The organism is Streptomyces sp. NPDC044571 (genome assembly GCF_040647115.1).
Taxonomy (GTDB): Bacteria; Actinomycetota; Actinomycetes; order Streptomycetales; family Streptomycetaceae; genus Streptomyces.
The window spans coordinates 34,066-49,083 of the sequence record NZ_JBEZBN010000047.1; the positions used below are offsets into that span (position 1 = coordinate 34,066).

12 protein-coding genes are annotated in these 15,018 nt (G+C 71.9%); 3 read left to right on the plus strand and 9 right to left on the minus strand.

The window, feature by feature from the left end; translation table 11 throughout:
* Positions 1–15: 15 nt before the first annotated feature.
* Positions 16–1,596, minus strand: coding sequence for a PucR family transcriptional regulator (locus AB0B01_RS23355; RefSeq protein WP_361722306.1), 1,581 nt, complete (start codon positions 1,594–1,596; stop codon positions 16–18).
* Between the two features lie 87 nt (positions 1,597–1,683).
* On the minus strand, positions 1,684–4,047 hold the full coding sequence (locus tag AB0B01_RS23360; RefSeq protein ID WP_361722309.1) for an ATP/GTP-binding protein: 2,364 nt from the start codon (positions 4,045–4,047) through the stop codon (positions 1,684–1,686).
* A gap of 245 nt (positions 4,048–4,292) precedes the next feature.
* On the opposite strand from AB0B01_RS23360, the gene gabT reads away from it, so the two are divergent.
* Both gabT and AB0B01_RS23370 read left to right on the plus strand, forming a co-directional pair.
* The gene (gabT, locus tag AB0B01_RS23365; RefSeq protein ID WP_361722312.1) at positions 4,293–5,627 is read left to right on the plus strand and encodes a 4-aminobutyrate--2-oxoglutarate transaminase; all 1,335 of its coding nucleotides are present in this window, start codon (positions 4,293–4,295) and stop codon (positions 5,625–5,627) included.
* 430 nt (positions 5,628–6,057) lie between these two features.
* Complete coding sequence (locus tag AB0B01_RS23370; protein ID WP_361722315.1) at positions 6,058–6,528, plus strand: phosphatase PAP2 family protein; 471 nt, start codon at positions 6,058–6,060, stop codon at positions 6,526–6,528.
* A gap of 164 nt (positions 6,529–6,692) precedes the next feature.
* Here AB0B01_RS23370 and AB0B01_RS23375 read toward each other — a convergent pair whose 3' ends face one another.
* The 7 genes from AB0B01_RS23375 to AB0B01_RS23405 form a co-directional block, all read right to left on the minus strand.
* Positions 6,693–6,860 (minus strand): hypothetical protein, encoded by a 168-nt coding sequence (locus AB0B01_RS23375; RefSeq protein WP_361722337.1) that lies wholly within the window; start codon positions 6,858–6,860, stop codon positions 6,693–6,695.
* Between the two features lie 135 nt (positions 6,861–6,995).
* The gene (locus AB0B01_RS23380; RefSeq protein WP_361722317.1) at positions 6,996–8,414 is read right to left on the minus strand and encodes an FAD-dependent oxidoreductase; all 1,419 of its coding nucleotides are present in this window, start codon (positions 8,412–8,414) and stop codon (positions 6,996–6,998) included.
* A gap of 21 nt (positions 8,415–8,435) precedes the next feature.
* Positions 8,436–9,242, minus strand: a complete 807-nt coding sequence (locus tag AB0B01_RS23385; protein ID WP_361722320.1) for an ABC transporter permease — start codon at positions 9,240–9,242, stop codon at positions 8,436–8,438.
* Complete coding sequence (locus AB0B01_RS23390; protein ID WP_361722322.1) at positions 9,242–10,171, minus strand: ABC transporter permease; 930 nt, start codon at positions 10,169–10,171, stop codon at positions 9,242–9,244. Before AB0B01_RS23390 ends, AB0B01_RS23385 begins: the two co-directional genes overlap by 1 nt.
* Positions 10,168–11,319, minus strand: a complete 1,152-nt coding sequence (locus tag AB0B01_RS23395) for an ABC transporter ATP-binding protein (protein ID WP_361722325.1) — start codon at positions 11,317–11,319, stop codon at positions 10,168–10,170. The genes AB0B01_RS23390 and AB0B01_RS23395 overlap by 4 nt, the downstream gene beginning before the upstream one ends.
* Positions 11,320–11,387: 68 nt before the next feature.
* On the minus strand, positions 11,388–12,638 hold the full coding sequence (locus tag AB0B01_RS23400) for a spermidine/putrescine ABC transporter substrate-binding protein (RefSeq protein ID WP_361722328.1): 1,251 nt from the start codon (positions 12,636–12,638) through the stop codon (positions 11,388–11,390).
* Positions 12,639–12,687: 49 nt separating this feature from the next.
* The gene (locus tag AB0B01_RS23405) at positions 12,688–14,202 is read right to left on the minus strand and encodes a gamma-aminobutyraldehyde dehydrogenase (protein ID WP_361722331.1); all 1,515 of its coding nucleotides are present in this window, start codon (positions 14,200–14,202) and stop codon (positions 12,688–12,690) included.
* A gap of 182 nt (positions 14,203–14,384) precedes the next feature.
* Between AB0B01_RS23405 and AB0B01_RS23410 the strand changes: the two genes are divergently transcribed.
* Complete coding sequence (locus AB0B01_RS23410; protein ID WP_361722334.1) at positions 14,385–14,936, plus strand: NADAR family protein; 552 nt, start codon at positions 14,385–14,387, stop codon at positions 14,934–14,936.
* Positions 14,937–15,018: the final 82 nt, after the last annotated feature.

Sequence of the window (15,018 nt, forward strand, 5' to 3'; positions counted from 1 at the left end):
CGGGCGGGCTCCCGGCTAGGCGGGGGTGCCGGTGGCCTTGAGGGCGAGCCAGAGTTCCATGCGGACGTCCGGGTCGTCGAGTGAGCGGCCGAGGATCTCCTCGACGCGCCGCATGCGGTAGCGCAGGGTGTGCCGGTGGACGCCGAGGTCGGCCGCGGCGGCGTCCCACTGGCCGTGCCGGGAGAGCCAGGCGTGCAGGGAGGCCACGAGGTCTCCGCGGCCCTTCTCGTCGTGTTCGCGCAGGGCCCGCAGCGTGCCGTCGGCGAAGGCCCGCACCGCCTCGTCGGCGAGCAGCGGAAGGACCGATCCCGCCGCGAGGTCCTCGTGTTCCACCATGGGGCGGCCGCGGCGCCGGGCCACGGCGAGGGCCTGGTCGGCCTGTTTGTACGCCGCCGCCACCCCGGCGGGCCCGGCGGGGGCGGACAGGCCGACGACCAGTTCGTCCGGCTCCGGTCCCACGGTGTCGCGGCCCCGCCGCGATTCCAGCGCCTCGGCGTGGTCCGCGCAGGCCTGTACCGCGGAGCCGCCGTCGGCCGCGAGGACCACCAGCCGGCCCGGTCCGGGCACCACGAGCAGGGCTTCACCGGCGCGGGCGGCCGCGGACTCGACCGTGTCGGCCAGCAGGGCCAGCCCTTCCGGCTGGGCCGTTCCCGGCAGCGCCGGCTCGGCGACGATCAGCCGGAACGGCGCCTCCAGCAGCGCCCCGTACAGGTCGCCGGCGACCTCCTGCGCGTGCTCGGCCTCCCCGGCGAGCAGCATGCGCAGTACGGCGGCGCCGAGCCGGGATTCGGCGTCGTGCAGCGATCGCGAGCGTTCGGTGGTGAGGGTCAGCAGGGCGACCGCCGAGTGCACGGCGTACCGCTCGGCGGTGCCCAGGGGGGCGCCGGTTCCGACGGCCAGCGCTCCGCGGGCCCGCCGCCCGGTGCCGAGCGACTGGAGTTCGACCCGGTCCTCGGATCCGCCCACCACGGCGCTCGCCGGGGCGGGGCGTTCGCGCAGCCGTTCCACGTCGGGGGTGAGCCGGGCCGCGCGGCGTGCCGCCCACTCGGGGGCGGCGGCGACCACGGCGCCGGAGGTGTCGTAGAGCGCGGCCCAGCCGTGTACGTGCGCCGCGAGCTTCGCCAGCAGTTCGGCGGGGCCGTCGGCGGACAGGGCGGCCCGGGTCAGTTCGCGCTGCGCTTCGAAGCCGGCGGTCACGGCCCGGTACTGGTCGGCGGCGAGCGCCGCGGAGACGGCCTTGCTGATGGCGAGGAAGGGGGTGCGGCGGGGTACTTCCAGCAGCGGCAGGTCTTCCTCGCGGGCGGCTTCGAGGAGTGCTTCGGGGATGGACTCGTAGTTGACCCCGACGGCGAAGCCGATGCCGACGACTCCGGCCGCGGCGAGGCGGCGTACGTAGCGGCGCATCTCGTCCGGATCCTCCGCGTCCAGCTTCATCGCGGTGATCAGGAGCAGTTCTCCGCCCTCCATGTAGGGGACGGGGTCCGCGAGCTCGCTGACGTGGGCCCAGCGCACGGGGGTGTCGAGGCGGCCCTCCCCCGCCCGGACGCTGAGCTTGAGCGCCGAGTGCTGGACGAGTGAGGCGAGGGTGAGCGGCATCGGTGAGGGGTGGCCTTAGCGGGGAGAGGGATTTCGCCGTGTCGTATGAACGGCCTTCCTCGATTCTGCCACCCCGTACGGGTCGGCTCAGCCGGTGTCCGCCAGCCGGACCAGCAGCGGGGCCGCCCGTTCGCCCCGGACCGAGGTCAGGGAGAGCACCGCGTGTCCCGGCGGCACGGCGTGCGCCAGCTCGGAGGCCGACCACCGCTCCCGTTCCACCTGGCGCACGGTCACGGCGTCGGTGGTGACGGCCTTGCCGGTGACGAGCTTGCGGAAGGCGTGGATGGCCCGGGTGAGCGGCTGGTCGGCGAAGACGGTGCGGTGGGTGACGTCCCGCGTTTCCACCCACTCGGTGCCCCAGGCCTCGGCGAAGCGCTTGCCGTCCCAGGTGGTGACCCCGGAGAAGGCCATCCGGCAGCCGACGGCCCCGAGCAGCGGTGTCCGCAGCGCCTCGGGTACGTCGTCCAGCGTGCGCAGGGTCAGCAGCACGCCCGCGTTCGCCGAACGCAGCCGCTGGACGCCGCGCACGGTCTCGGGGGTCAGGGTGTGCGAGGCGTCGTCGAGGGCCAGGAAGGCGAAGAGGGAGCGGTCGGCGCGGGCTGCCGCCGCGGCGTTGAACTGGGCGAGCAGGAGGCGGGCCAGTATCCGGGAGGCATCGGCGTGGGCGCGCTCGGGGAGGTCGACGCGGACCCGCAGCGGGTGTTCCAGGGTGCGCAGGGAGAAGGGGCGGCCCTCGCCGGTGGTGTCGAAGAAGCCGGTGAAGGCGGGCCGGTCGAGCAGGGCCACCCGGTCGGCGAGCAGCGGCCCGGGGTCGCCCTGGGCCCCGTACTGCCGGGCGCGGGCGTCGAGCTCGCGCAGCATCGGCTGCTGCCCGGCGGCCTCCAGGGCGGTGCGCAGCGGGTCGAGGGTGGCGGGCACCTGGTCGAGCAGCTCGCGCAGCTCCGGCACCGCGGGGAACCGGCCGTAGGCCGTCCGGAACGGCCCGAGCAGCTGGGCGAGGGCGGTCGCGGCCCGGCGCACGTCCAGGCCGGGGACATCGCCGACGAAGGCCTCGGCGAGCAGGCCGGCGGCCTCGTCCGGGTCGGTGGCACCCCCGTAGAGGTCCAGGTCGTAGACGGAGTCGGGGTCGCCGACGCGGACCACGACGTCGTAGGCGGTGTCCGGTCCGAGCCGGGTGCCGGCCGAGGCGACGGCGACGACGGCGGCCTGGCCGGCCAGCGCTTGGAGGGCGAGCGATTCGACGACGGGGCGGACGAGGTGGCGGGTCTTGCCGGCGCCGGAGGGGCCGACGGCGAGCAGCGAGGTGCCGAGCACGCCGGGGTCGAGGGCGAGTCGGGTCCCGCGCCGGGCGTACGGGGTGCGCTCGCCGTCGTCGACCGCGCCGAGCAGGACCTGCCGGGTCAGCAGGTCGTGCCGGGCGGCCCGGACGGGCAGGTCCCGGGCCTTGGAGGGGTGCAGGCAGGCGGCGGCGCCCTGGGCCCGCACCGCGTCGGCGAAGGCCGCCGCCCGCGAGGGGTCGGCCCGTACGGAGTCCCAGGCCCGCCGGATCCGCGTGTAGTCGACGTCGTTCATCCGCCCGGCCCCGGCTTCGGCGCCGAGCCGGTCGGCGATCTCCGGGAGCCCGGCGGCGCGCACCTCGGGCCAGCCGGCGGGGTCCTCCTCCGGGTGGGAGGGGGCCGGGGCGGCGGCGCCGCCGGGGGCTGCCGTTCCGGCGGGGCGGGGACGCAGTCTCCGGAGCAGGCCGGGCACCCCGCCGATCCAGGCGAAGGCCAGGACGACGGCCACGTCGACGGCGGTGTCCGCGGCGGTGACGAGTTCCTGGTTGGCCACCTGGTCGGTGCCGAAGGGCAGGAAGGAATAGACGAGGTCGCGCAGCGGCAGCTGGTAGTGGCCGATGAGCAGGATCGCCAGGTAGGCCGGGGGGACCGCGGCGGCGGCCTGCCACAAGGGGCCGCGGGCCGCGACGAGGCGGTTCCACGCGAGCCGCCAGCTGCCCAGCCGGCCGAAGCCGTAGAGCAGGGCGGCGTCGAAGAGGCACTCGTAGACGGGTTTGGCCCGCTGGCCCCCCGACCCGGGGACGGGTTCCCCGTTCCCCTGCCACCAGGCGTTGGGGGTGAACAGCTTCACCGGAGCGTCCCAGTAGGGCAGGTAGCCGTTGCGCATCAGCGACCAGACGAGGACGCAGGCGAGGAAGGAGATGACTGCGCCGCTCAGCAGCGCCCGGTCGGGCACCTCCGGGGACTCCTGGGCGGCGCGGGCGGTGTGGCCGTAGCGCCAGATGCCGGGCTCGGCGGCCGGGCGGGCCGTGCGCAGCCACTCGGTCAGGCCGGGGCCGGCGGCCGGGGGCTGGGCGGGCCTCGGCGGAAGTCCCGGCGGCGACGCCGGCCGGGGGACGTGCCCGGTGCGCGGCGGCCGCTTCTCATCGGTGCCGTGCGTGCCGTCGGTGTCCATGAAACCCCTGCCCCCTGCCCGTGCCTGCGCTGCGTCACGCGGAGATCAATGTAGTGGCCCCGCGGCGGCGATGGGCCCGTACCGCGGCAGCGTCCACAAGACAGCCGAGAGGTCCTTCCTATGGCCGTCGCGGACAAGGACACGCGGGTACCACTCCCGAACGGAGCATGCAGTACCCCCTCCGGCGGGCCTAGCCTGCGGACAAAGACACAAGTGCGTCCGAAAACACCCCCCAGGAGCCCTCCATGACCGCTGTCCCGCAGGAGCGCAAGCTCGTCACCGCGATCCCCGGCCCCAAGTCGCAGGAGCTGCAGGCCCGCCGTCTGGAGACGGTGGCCGGCGGCGTGGGCTCCGTGCTGCCCGTCTTCACGGCCCGCGCGGGTGGCGGCATCATCGAGGACGTCGACGGCAACCGTCTGATCGACTTCGGTTCCGGTATCGCCGTGACCTCGGTCGGCGCCTCCGCCGAGGCCGTCGTGCGCCGCGCGTCCGCGCAGCTCGCCGACTTCACCCACACCTGTTTCATGGTCACCCCGTACGAGGGTTACGTGGAGGTCTGCGAGGCCCTCGCCGAGCTGACCCCCGGTGACCACGCGAAGAAGTCCGCGCTGTTCAACTCGGGCGCCGAGGCCGTCGAGAACGCCGTCAAGATCGCCCGTTCGTACACCAAGCGCCAGGCCGTCGTCGTCTTCGACCACGGCTACCACGGCCGTACGAACCTGACGATGGCGCTGACCTCGAAGAACATGCCGTACAAGAACGGCTTCGGCCCGTTCGCCCCCGAGGTCTACCGCGTCCCGGTCGCCTACGGCTACCGCTGGCCCACCGGTGCCGAGAACTGCGGCCCCGAGGCCGCCGCCCAGGCGATCGACCAGATCACCAAGCAGATCGGCGCCGACAACGTCGCCGCGATCATCATCGAGCCGGTCCTCGGCGAGGGCGGCTTCATCGAGCCGGCCAAGGGCTTCCTGCCGGCCATCGTGAAGTTCGCCAACGACAACGGCATCGTCTTCGTCGCCGACGAGATCCAGTCCGGCTTCTGCCGCACCGGCCAGTGGTTCGCGTGCGAGGACGAGGGCATCGTCCCGGACCTGATCACCACCGCCAAGGGCATCGCGGGCGGTCTGCCGCTCGCCGCCGTGACCGGCCGCGCCGAGATCATGGACGCCGCGCACGCGGGCGGCCTGGGCGGCACCTACGGCGGCAACCCGGTGGCCTGCGCCGGTGCGCTCGGCTCCATCGAGACCATGAAGGAGCTCGACCTCAACGCCGCGGCGAAGAAGATCGAGTCCGTCATGAAGGCCCGCCTGACGGCCATGCAGGAGAAGTACGAGATCATCGGCGACATCCGCGGCCGCGGCGCCATGATCGCGATCGAGCTCGTCAAGGACCCGGTCTCCAAGACCCCCTTCCCGGAGGCGGCCGGCGCGCTCGCCAAGGCCTGCCACGCCGAGGGCCTGCTCGTCCTCACCTGCGGCACCTACGGCAACGTGCTCCGCTTCCTGCCGCCGATCGTCATCGGCGAGGACCTGCTGAACGAGGGCCTGGACATCATCGAGGCCGCGTTCGCGGGCATCTGAGCGAACGTCCGAACACAGGGACCCACCGGTACCGCCGGTAACGGTCGGGCACTGTGAAGAAGATGTGGGGGGCCGATGGCAGGACCGCGATCCTGCTGTCGGTCCCCTTTCTGCTGCCGTACGGTTTCTGCAGATGAGTGAGACACCCCGTTCCCGGGAAACCGGGGGCGACTCCAGTACCGGGCTTCCCCAGCGCCGCACTGGGCATGCGTTCGCGCACACTCACCTCCGATCGGACGGCCGTCCGCCCCAAACCCCCCGGGGCGCACGGCAACCCGGTCAGGGCGGCCGCCCCGGAACCATCCCCCCTGTTCCGGGGTGGCCGGCCACTCTCCTCCTTCTCTCCCTGCTCGGCCTGGTCCTGACGACCTGGCAGGTCCTGGCGGCGGGTCCACTGCTCGCGCCGGACGAGAGCCTCAGCCGCGCGGTGGTGCGTACGGTTCCCGACGCGGTCACCGAGCGCCTCAGCGACCTCGGCAACATCCCGGTCGCCGTACCCGTCCTGGCCCTGGCGATGGCGTACGCCGCCTGGCGCGGCAACCGCATCGGAGCCCTGACGGCCGGTGCGGCCATGGCGTTGGTGCCGGCCGTGATCGTGCCGCTGAAGGAGTGGACCGCCCGGCCGGGGCCGCTGGAGCCCTGGGCGGCCGGCTACTACCCCTCGGGCCACACCGCCACCGCGGCGGTCGCGTACGTCGGCGCGGCGCTGCTGGTCCGCCCGTACGCCCGCCGCGGCTGGCCGCTGCCCCTCGCCCTCGCCCTGACGGGCGCGACGGCCGCCGGGCTGGTCCTGCGCGGCTGGCACTGGCCGCTCGACGTCCTGGCCAGTCTCTTCCTGTGCGCACCGCTGCTCCTGGCCGTCGCCCGCACCGCGGCTCGTACTGTAGGACCGCGGACTTAGGCTGTCGCCGATCTCGCTCTCTCTGCCAGGGAAGGCGGCGGGGGGGTCCGCTCGCCCCGGCCGGATCCTGCACCACTTCGGCACGGACCGGCCGGCGGTCGCCGACCAGCGGCACCCCGGGGAGGCAGGTCGGCGCCGGCGGTCACGGGGTCAGGGGCCGGCCGTCAGGGGCCGGACCGGCCCGCCTCCCCCGCCGACCGCGCTGCCGCCTCGTGCATGGCGAGCTCCAGCACCGCGGGGCCCGTGAGCGTCCCGCTCCCGTCCGGGACCACCCGCCGGCGCACCCCGCCCGCCGCCCGGCCGGGATACGGCACGGCCACCCAGCCCGGCATCGCCCGTCCTGCGTTCCCTGTAGGTGAGGGGGTCCTCACCCGGGGAGAGCGGGGCCGGGCACGGTCATGACGCGGGTTTTCCTCCTCCATGGAGGCGAAACGGCTCGGGGAGCGCGGCGGCGCACGCCCGCGCACTCAGCTGTCGAAGCCGAGACCGAGGCGGTCCAGGACCTTCAGCCAGAGGTTGCGGCGGCCTCCGCGGGCGTCCGCACGGGCCAGGGACCACTTGGTGAGGGTGATGCCGGTCCAGGCGAACGGCTCCGGCGGGAACGGCATCGGCCGGGACTTCACCATCTCCAGCTCGGTCCGCTCGGTGCGCGCCCCGTCCAGCAGGTCGAGCATCACCTCGGCGCCGAAGCGGGTGGCGCCGACGCCGAGCCCGGTGTAGCCGGCGGCGTAGGCGACCCTGCCGGAGTGCGCCGTGCCGAAGAAGGCGGAGAAGCGCGAGCAGGTGTCGATGGCCCCGCCCCAGGCGTGGCTGAACTTGATGCCCTCCAGCTGCGGGAAGGCCGTGAAGAAGTGCTGCGCCAGCTTGAGGTACGTCTCGGGGCGGTGGTCGTACTCGGAGTCCAGCTTGCCGCGGTAGGGGTAGACGGCGTCGTAGCCGCCCCAGAGGATGCGGTGGTCGGGGGTGATGCGGAAGTAGTGGAACTGGTTGGCGCTGTCGCCCAGGCCTTGGCGGTTCTTCCAGCCGATGGCCCCCAGCTGCTCGTCGGTCAGCGGCTCGGTCATCAGCGCGTAGTCGTAGACGGGGACCGTGAACGGGCGGATCCGCTTCACCAGCGAGGGGAAGATGTTGGTGCCGAGGGCCACCCGGCGGGCGAAGACCCGCCCGTACGGGGTGCGTACCGCCATCCCGGCGCCGGAGGCGGCCAGCGAGAGGCCGCGGGTGTTCTCGTAGATCCGCACCCCTAGGTCCAGGCAGGCCTGCTTCAGGCCCCAGGCGAGCCGGGCCGGGTTGAGCATGGCCACGCCGTCGGTGTCCCACAGGCCCGCGAGGAAGGTCGGGGAGTCGATCTCGGCGCGCAGCTCGTCGCGCTCCAGCCAGCGGGAGCCGGCCGCCAGGCCCAGCTTCTGGGCCTCTTCGTACAGTTCGCGCAGCTCGCCGACCTGGTGGGGCTCGGTGGCGACGTCGATCTCGCCGGTGCGCTCGAAGTCGCAGTCGATCCCGTAGCGGGCGATGGCCGCCTCGATCTCGTCGAGGTTGCGGGCGCCCAGCTCCTCCAGCTTGGCGAGCTCCCCGGGCCAGCGGGCCAGACCGTTGGCGAGGCCGTGGGTGAGGGAGGCCGCACAGAATCCGCCGTTGCGCCCGGAGGCGGCCCAGCCCGCCTCCTTGCTCTCGATCAGGACCACGTCGCGTGCGGGATCACGCTCCTTGGCGATCAGGGCGGTCCACAGCCCGCTGTACCCGCCGCCGATGACCAGCAGGTCGCAGGCCTCGTCCGAGGTCAGCGCCGGCTGCGCGGCGGGCTTGCCGGGGTCGTCGAGCCAGTACGAGACCGGCAGTGCTTCGGAAAGGGATTGCGCAACGCTTCGCATGGCGACTGGGGCCATGTCTTCCAACTCCCTACGGGGTTACTTGGCTTGTGCCTTCTTGCGGCGGCTGCCGACCAGCTGGGCGGCGAAGACCACCAGCACCGCGATGACGAACATCGCCGTGCCGATGACGTTGATCTGCACGGGCGTACCGCGCTGGGCCGATCCCCACACGAACATCGGGAAGGTGACGGTGTTGCCCGAGTTGAAGTTGGTGATGATGAAGTCGTCGAACGAGAGCGCGAAGGACAACAGCGCTCCCGCCGCGATACCAGGTGCCGCGATCGGCAGGGTGACCCGTACGAAGGTCTGCACCGGGCCCGCGTAGAGGTCGCGGGCGGCCTCCTCCAGCCGCGGGTCCATGGACAGCACGCGCGCCTTGACGGCGGCGACGACGAAGCTGAGGCAGAACATGATGTGGGCGATCAGGATCGTCCAGAAGCCCAGCTCGATGCCCATGTTGAGGAACAGGGCGAGCAGCGAGGCCGCCATCACGATCTCGGGCATGGCCATCGGCAGGAAGATCAGGGAGTTGACCGCGCCCCGCGCCCGGAAGCGGTAGCGGACCAGCGCGAAGGCGATGGCCGTGCCGAGGACGGTCGCGCCGAGGGTGGCCCACAGCGCGATCTGGAGCGAGAGGGACAGGGAGCCGCACAGGTCGGCGACCCCGCAGGGGTCCTTCCAGGCGTCGAGCGAGAACTCCTGCCAGGCGTAGTTGAAGCGCCCGGTGGGGTTGTTGAAGGAGAAGACCGTCACCACGACGTTCGGCAGGATCATGTACGCGAGCGTGCACAGCCCCAGTACGACGACGAGACGGCGGCGCAGCCAGCCGGTGAGCGTACGCATCAGACCAGGTCCTCCGTCCCCGCGCGGCGGATGTAGATGGTGACCATGATCAGCACGATGGCCATGAGGATGAACGACAGTGCGGCGGCCGTCGGGTAGTCGAGGATCCGCAGGTACTGCGACTGGATGACGTTGCCGATCATCCGGGTGTCCGTCGAGCCGAGCAGCTCGGCGTTGACGTAGTCGCCGCTCGCCGGGATGAAGGTGAGCAGGGTCCCGGAGACCACGCCGGGCATGGAGAGCGGGAAGGTCACCTTGCGGAAGGTGGTGGCGGGCGTGGCGTACAGGTCCCCGGCCGCCTCGTGGAGGCGGGTGTCGATGCGCTCCAGCGAGGTGTAGAGCGGCAGGATCATGAAGGGGAGGAAGTTGTACGTCAGACCGCAGACCACGGCCAGCGGCGTGGCCAGCACCCGGTCGCCCTGGGTGATGCCGAGCCAGGCGGTGACGTCCAGGAAGCCGATCTTGTTCAGGACGGCGACGACGGGTCCGCCGTCGGCCAGGATCGTCTTCCAGGCCAGGGTGCGGATCAGGAAGCTGGTGAAGAACGGCGCCACGACCAGCACGAGCAGCAGGTTGCGCCAGCGGCCCGCCTTGAAGGCGATCAGGTAGGCCAGCGGGTAGCCGAGCAGCAGGCACAGCACGGTCGCGGTGCCGGCGTACGCCAGGGAGCGCAGGAACTGCGGGTAGTACTCGGTCAGGGCGTCCCAGTAGGTCCGGACGTGCCAGGTGACCTCGAAGCCCTCTTCGAGGGAGCCCGTCTGCACCGAGGTGGAGGCCTGGTAGACCATCGGGAGCACGAAGAAGACCAGCAGCCACACGATGCCGGGGAGCAGCAGCCAGTACGGGACGAGCCGCTTGCGCCGGGAGGGCTTGTGCGCCGGGGGTTCCGCGGGCGCGGCGACCTCGGGCAGTGCGGCGGGGGCGGTCATGCGCTCTCCTCGACCGTCTCGATGCCCGCGTCGATGGACTGCGCGGCGTCGAGGCCGAAGGTGTGCTCCGGGTTCCAGTGCAGGACCACCTGGGCGCCGGGGGTCAGGCGGGCGTCGCGCTCGATGTTCTGGACGTACACCTCCAGCGCGGGGCAGACGGGGCTGTCGATGACGTACTGCGTGGAGACGCCGATGAAGGAGGAGTCGGCGATCCGGCCGTGGACCTTGTTGCGGCCGGCGGCGATGGCGCTCTCCTCGTCCGCGGGGACCAGGGAGATCTTCTCCGGGCGCACCCCGACCAGCAGCTTCCCGCCGGCCTTGGGCGCGGTCGAACAGCGGGCCGCGGGCAGCCGGAGCTTCGTGCCCGCGCTGGAGACGGCGACGTCGGTGCTGCCGGCCTCCACCACCTGGGCCTCGATGAGGTTCGAGGTGCCGAGGAAGTTGGCGACGAAGGTGGTGCGCGGGTTCTCGTAGAGCTCGGCGGGGGCGCCGAGCTGCTCGACGCGGCCGCCGTTCATCACGGCGACCGTGTCGGCCATGGTCATGGCCTCCTCCTGGTCGTGCGTGACGTGCACGAAGGTGATGCCGACCTCGGTCTGGATCCGCTTGAGCTCCAGCTGCATCTGGCGGCGCAGCTTGAGGTCGAGGGCGCCGAGGGGCTCGTCGAGCAGGAGCACCTGCGGGTGGTTGATGAGCGCGCGGGCGACGGCGACGCGCTGCTGCTGGCCGCCGGAGAGCTGGTGGGGCTTGCGCTGGGCGAACTGGCCGAGCTCGACGAGTTCGAGCATGTCCTCGACCTGCTTCTTGACGGACTTGATGCCGCGGCGGCGCAGTCCGAAGGCCACGTTCTCGTAGATGTTCAGGTGCGGGAACAGCGCGTAGCTCTGGAAGACCGTGTTGACCGGGCGCTTGTGGGGCGGCAGGTGGGTGACCTCGCGCTCGCCGAGGTGGACGGTGCCGGTGGAGGGCTCCTCCAGGCCGGCGATCATGCGCAGGGTGGTGGTCTTCCCGCAGCCCGAGGCGCCGAGCAGGGCGAAGAAGGAACCCTGGGGGATGGTGAGATCCAGCGGGTGCACGGCGGTGAACGTGCCGTAGTGCTTGCTGATCCCGGCGAGGCGGACGTCGCCGCCCGCGGTCTTGTCAGTCATGGACCTGGGCCTTCGGTGGTGGTGTCGTCACAAGGGGCGGAGCGCGGGTGCCGGTACGGGGCCGTTCGTCATGCTCCGATGAGCTTGGCGAACTTCTCCTCGTACGCGGTCTCCTCCTCGCTGGTGAGGGAGCGGAAGGCGTGCGCCTTGGCGGACATCGCCTTGTCCGGAATGATCAGGGGATTGTCCGCGAGCTCGGGATCGATCTTGGCAAGGTCTTCCCTGACCCCCTCGACCGGGCAGACGTAGCTGATGAAGGCGGCCAGCTGGGCGGCGATCGGCGGCTCGTAGTAGAAGTCGATGAGCTTTTCGGCGTTGGCCTTGTGCCGGGCCTTGGCGGGGACCAGGAGGTTGTCGCTGGAGGTGATGTAACCGGGCGCGGGGATGGCGTACTTGATGTCCGGGTTGCCGGCCTGGAGCTGGATCACGTCACCGGCCCAGGCCAGGCAGGCCGCGAGGTCGCCCTTGTCGAGGTCCGAGGTGTAGTCGTTGCCGGTGAAGCGCCGGATCTGCTTGGTGTCCACGCCCTTCTGGAGCCGGCCGATGGCCGCGTCGAAGTCGGCGGTGGTGAAGGTGGCCGGGTCCTTGCCCTGGTCGAGCAGGGTCATGCCGACGGTGTCGCGCATCTCGGTGAGGAAGCCGACCCGGCCCTTGAGGGTGGGGTCGTCGAGCAGCTGCGTGACGGAGTCGACCTTCTTGCCGCCGGTGGCCTTGGCGTTGTAGGCGATGACGGTGTCGATGCCGGTCCACGGGTAGCTGTAGGCGCGGCCGGGGTCCCAGTCGGGGGTGCGGAACTGCGGGATCAGGTTGGCGTAGGCGTGCGGGAGGTGGGAAGGGTCCAGTTTCTGGGCCCAGCCGAGCCGGATGATGCGGGCGGCGAGCCAGTCGGTGACGACGATCAGGTCACGGCCGGTGTCCTGGCCGGCCGCGAGCTGCGGGCGGATCTTGCCGAAGAACTCGACGTTGTCGTTGATGTCCTCGGTGTAGTTGACCTTGATCCCGGTCCGCTTGGTGAACTCGTCCAGCGTGGGGTGGGTCTTCTCGTCGTCGCTGATGTCCATGTACTCGGTCCAGTTGGAGAAGTTGACCTCCTTCTCCTGGGCCGAGTGGTCGTCGGAGGCCGCCGCCGTGTCCCCCGCGCGCTTGGCCGGCGGGATGCCGCAGGCGGACAGGGAGGCGAGGCCACCGAGGGTGAGCGCTCCGGCACCGGAGGCGCGCAGCAGTGAGCGGCGGGTGAGGGCGCCGCGCCCGCTGGTGAGGCTGCGCCGCATCGCGGCGAGTTGCGCCGCCGAGAGGCGGTCGGGCTCGAACTGCTCCATGCGCTGTGCCCTTTCGGGAGGTCGGCCGCTGGTCGAACGGCGGTGGTGGCTATCGGTCCCCGAAGATCGTGCGGTGCCAGTCCTTCGCGGCGACCGCCGTGTTGTCGTACATGACGTGCTTGACCTGCGTGTACTCCTCGAAGGAGTAGAGGCTCATGTCCTTTCCGAAGCCGCTGGCCTTGTAGCCCCCGTGGGGCATCTCGCTGATGATCGGGATGTGGTCGTTGACCCAGACGCAGCCGGCCTTGATCTCGCGGGTGGCGCGGTTCGCCCGGTAGACGTCCCGGCTCCAGGCGGAGGCGGCCAGACCGTACGGGGTGTCGTTGGCCAGCGCGATGCCCTCGTCGTCGGTGTCGAAGGGCAGGACGACCAGGACCGGGCCGAAGATCTCGGACTGGACGACCTCGCTGTCCTGGGCGGCGCCGGTGATCAGGGTGGGCCGGTAGTACGCCCCCTCCTCCAGCTCGCCACCGGGGACCTCGCCTCCGGTGACCACGGTGGCGTACGTGCGGGCGCGCTCCACGAAGTCGGCGACCCGGTCGCGCTGGGCGTGCGAGACCAGCGGGCCGAGGTCGGTGGCCGTGTCGAAGGGGTCGCCGAGGCGGACGCTCTCCATGAGCGCGGCGACGCGGGCGACGAAGGCGTCGTGCAGGGGCCGCTGGACATAGGCGCGGGTGGCGGCGGTGCAGTCCTGGCCGGTGTTGATGAGGGAGGCGGCGACGGCGCCGTGCGCGGCGGCCTCCAGGTCGGCGTCGTCGAAGACGACGAAGGGCGCCTTGCCGCCGAGCTCCAGGTGGAGCCGCTTGACGGTGGCGGTCGCGATTTCGGCGACGCGCTTGCCGACGGCGGTGGAACCGGTGAAGGAGGTCATGACCACGTCCGGATGCCCGACGAGGTGCTCGCCCGCGTCCCGGCCTGCGCCCGTGACGATGTTGATCACTCCGTCGGGCAGGCCCGCCTCCTTGGCCGCCTGGGCGAACATCAGCGAGGTGAGGGGGGTGAGCTCGGCGGGCTTGAGGACGATGGTGTTCCCCGCGGCGATGGCCGGGAGGATCTTCCAGGCCGCCATCTGGAGCGGATAGTTCCACGGGGCGATGGAGCCGACGACCCCGATCGCCTCGCGTCGGACGTAGGAGGTGTGGTCGCCGGAGTACTCGGCGGCCGCCTGGCCCTGGAGGTGGCGGGCCGCGCCCGCGAAGAAGGCGGTGTTGTCGATGGTGCCAGGGACGTCGAACTCCGTGGACAGCTTGATCGGCTTGCCGCACTGGAGCGATTCGGCGTGGGCGAAGTCCTCGGCCTGTTCGGTCAGCACGGCGGCCAGCCGGTGCAGGGCGTCCGAGCGCTCGCCCGGGGTGGCCGCGGACCAGGCGGGGAAGGCCCGCTTGGCGGCGGCGACGGCGTCGTCGACATCGGCGGTGGAGGCGAGCTCGTAGGTGAGCACCTGCCCACCCGTGGCCGGGTCGACGATGGTGTGCGACCGCCCCGAGGTGCCGGGCCTCAGCTGCCCGTCGATGTACTGCGCGCCGTCTGCGAAGCGGTCCTTGACCTGGAAGCGGTTACCCATGACGCTCTCACGCTCTCCGTAGCTTCAGCTCGAATTGAGTGCCGATCCTGGCAGAGGTGTTCCCCACCGCCAAGTGATTCCGTTGTTGCCTTTTGATTACGCGACGGAATCGGTCGACCATGTGTCAAGGGACACCTCAAAACCCGTACGAAGTGTCCGTGGCGACTGCAAGACTCGCGTGCATGGAGATGATCGACAAGTTGATCGAGCAGGTCAGCCGCGGTGAGCGGGTGAAGTACCTGCCGTTCTGGGGACACCGTCCGCGGCCGGACGGGACACTGGGGCCGAGCTGTATGAGCCAGTGGTGGCCCTCCCCCTTCACCGTGGGTGATGTCCGTTATGACACGGCCGAGCACTGGATGATGGCCGGCAAGGCACGGCTGTTCGGGGATTCCCAGGCCGAGCGGGCCGCCGTGGGGGCCGCGAGTCCGGCCGAGGCCAAGAAGGCCGGGCGGCTGGTGCGCGGCTTCGACGAGGCGGTCTGGGAGCGTGAGCGGTTCGCCCTGGTGGTGGAGGGCAGCGTGCACAAGTTCGGCTCGACGCCGGCGCTGCGCTCCTACCTGCTGTCCACCGGGGACCGGGTGCTCGTGGAGGCCAGCCCGCTGGACCGCATCTGGGGCATCGGGCTGGCGGCCGACGACGAGCGCGCCCTGGACCCCGCCCGCTGGCGCGGCCTGAACCTGCTGGGCTTCGCCCTGATGGAGGCCAGGGACCGGCTGCGGGCAGCGTCGTAGATCCGTGGCGCCGGCTCGGCGATGATCCGGGCGGCGGCGCGGTGGGCCTCGATGCGGGAGCGCGAGTTGCGCGCGTCCTTGG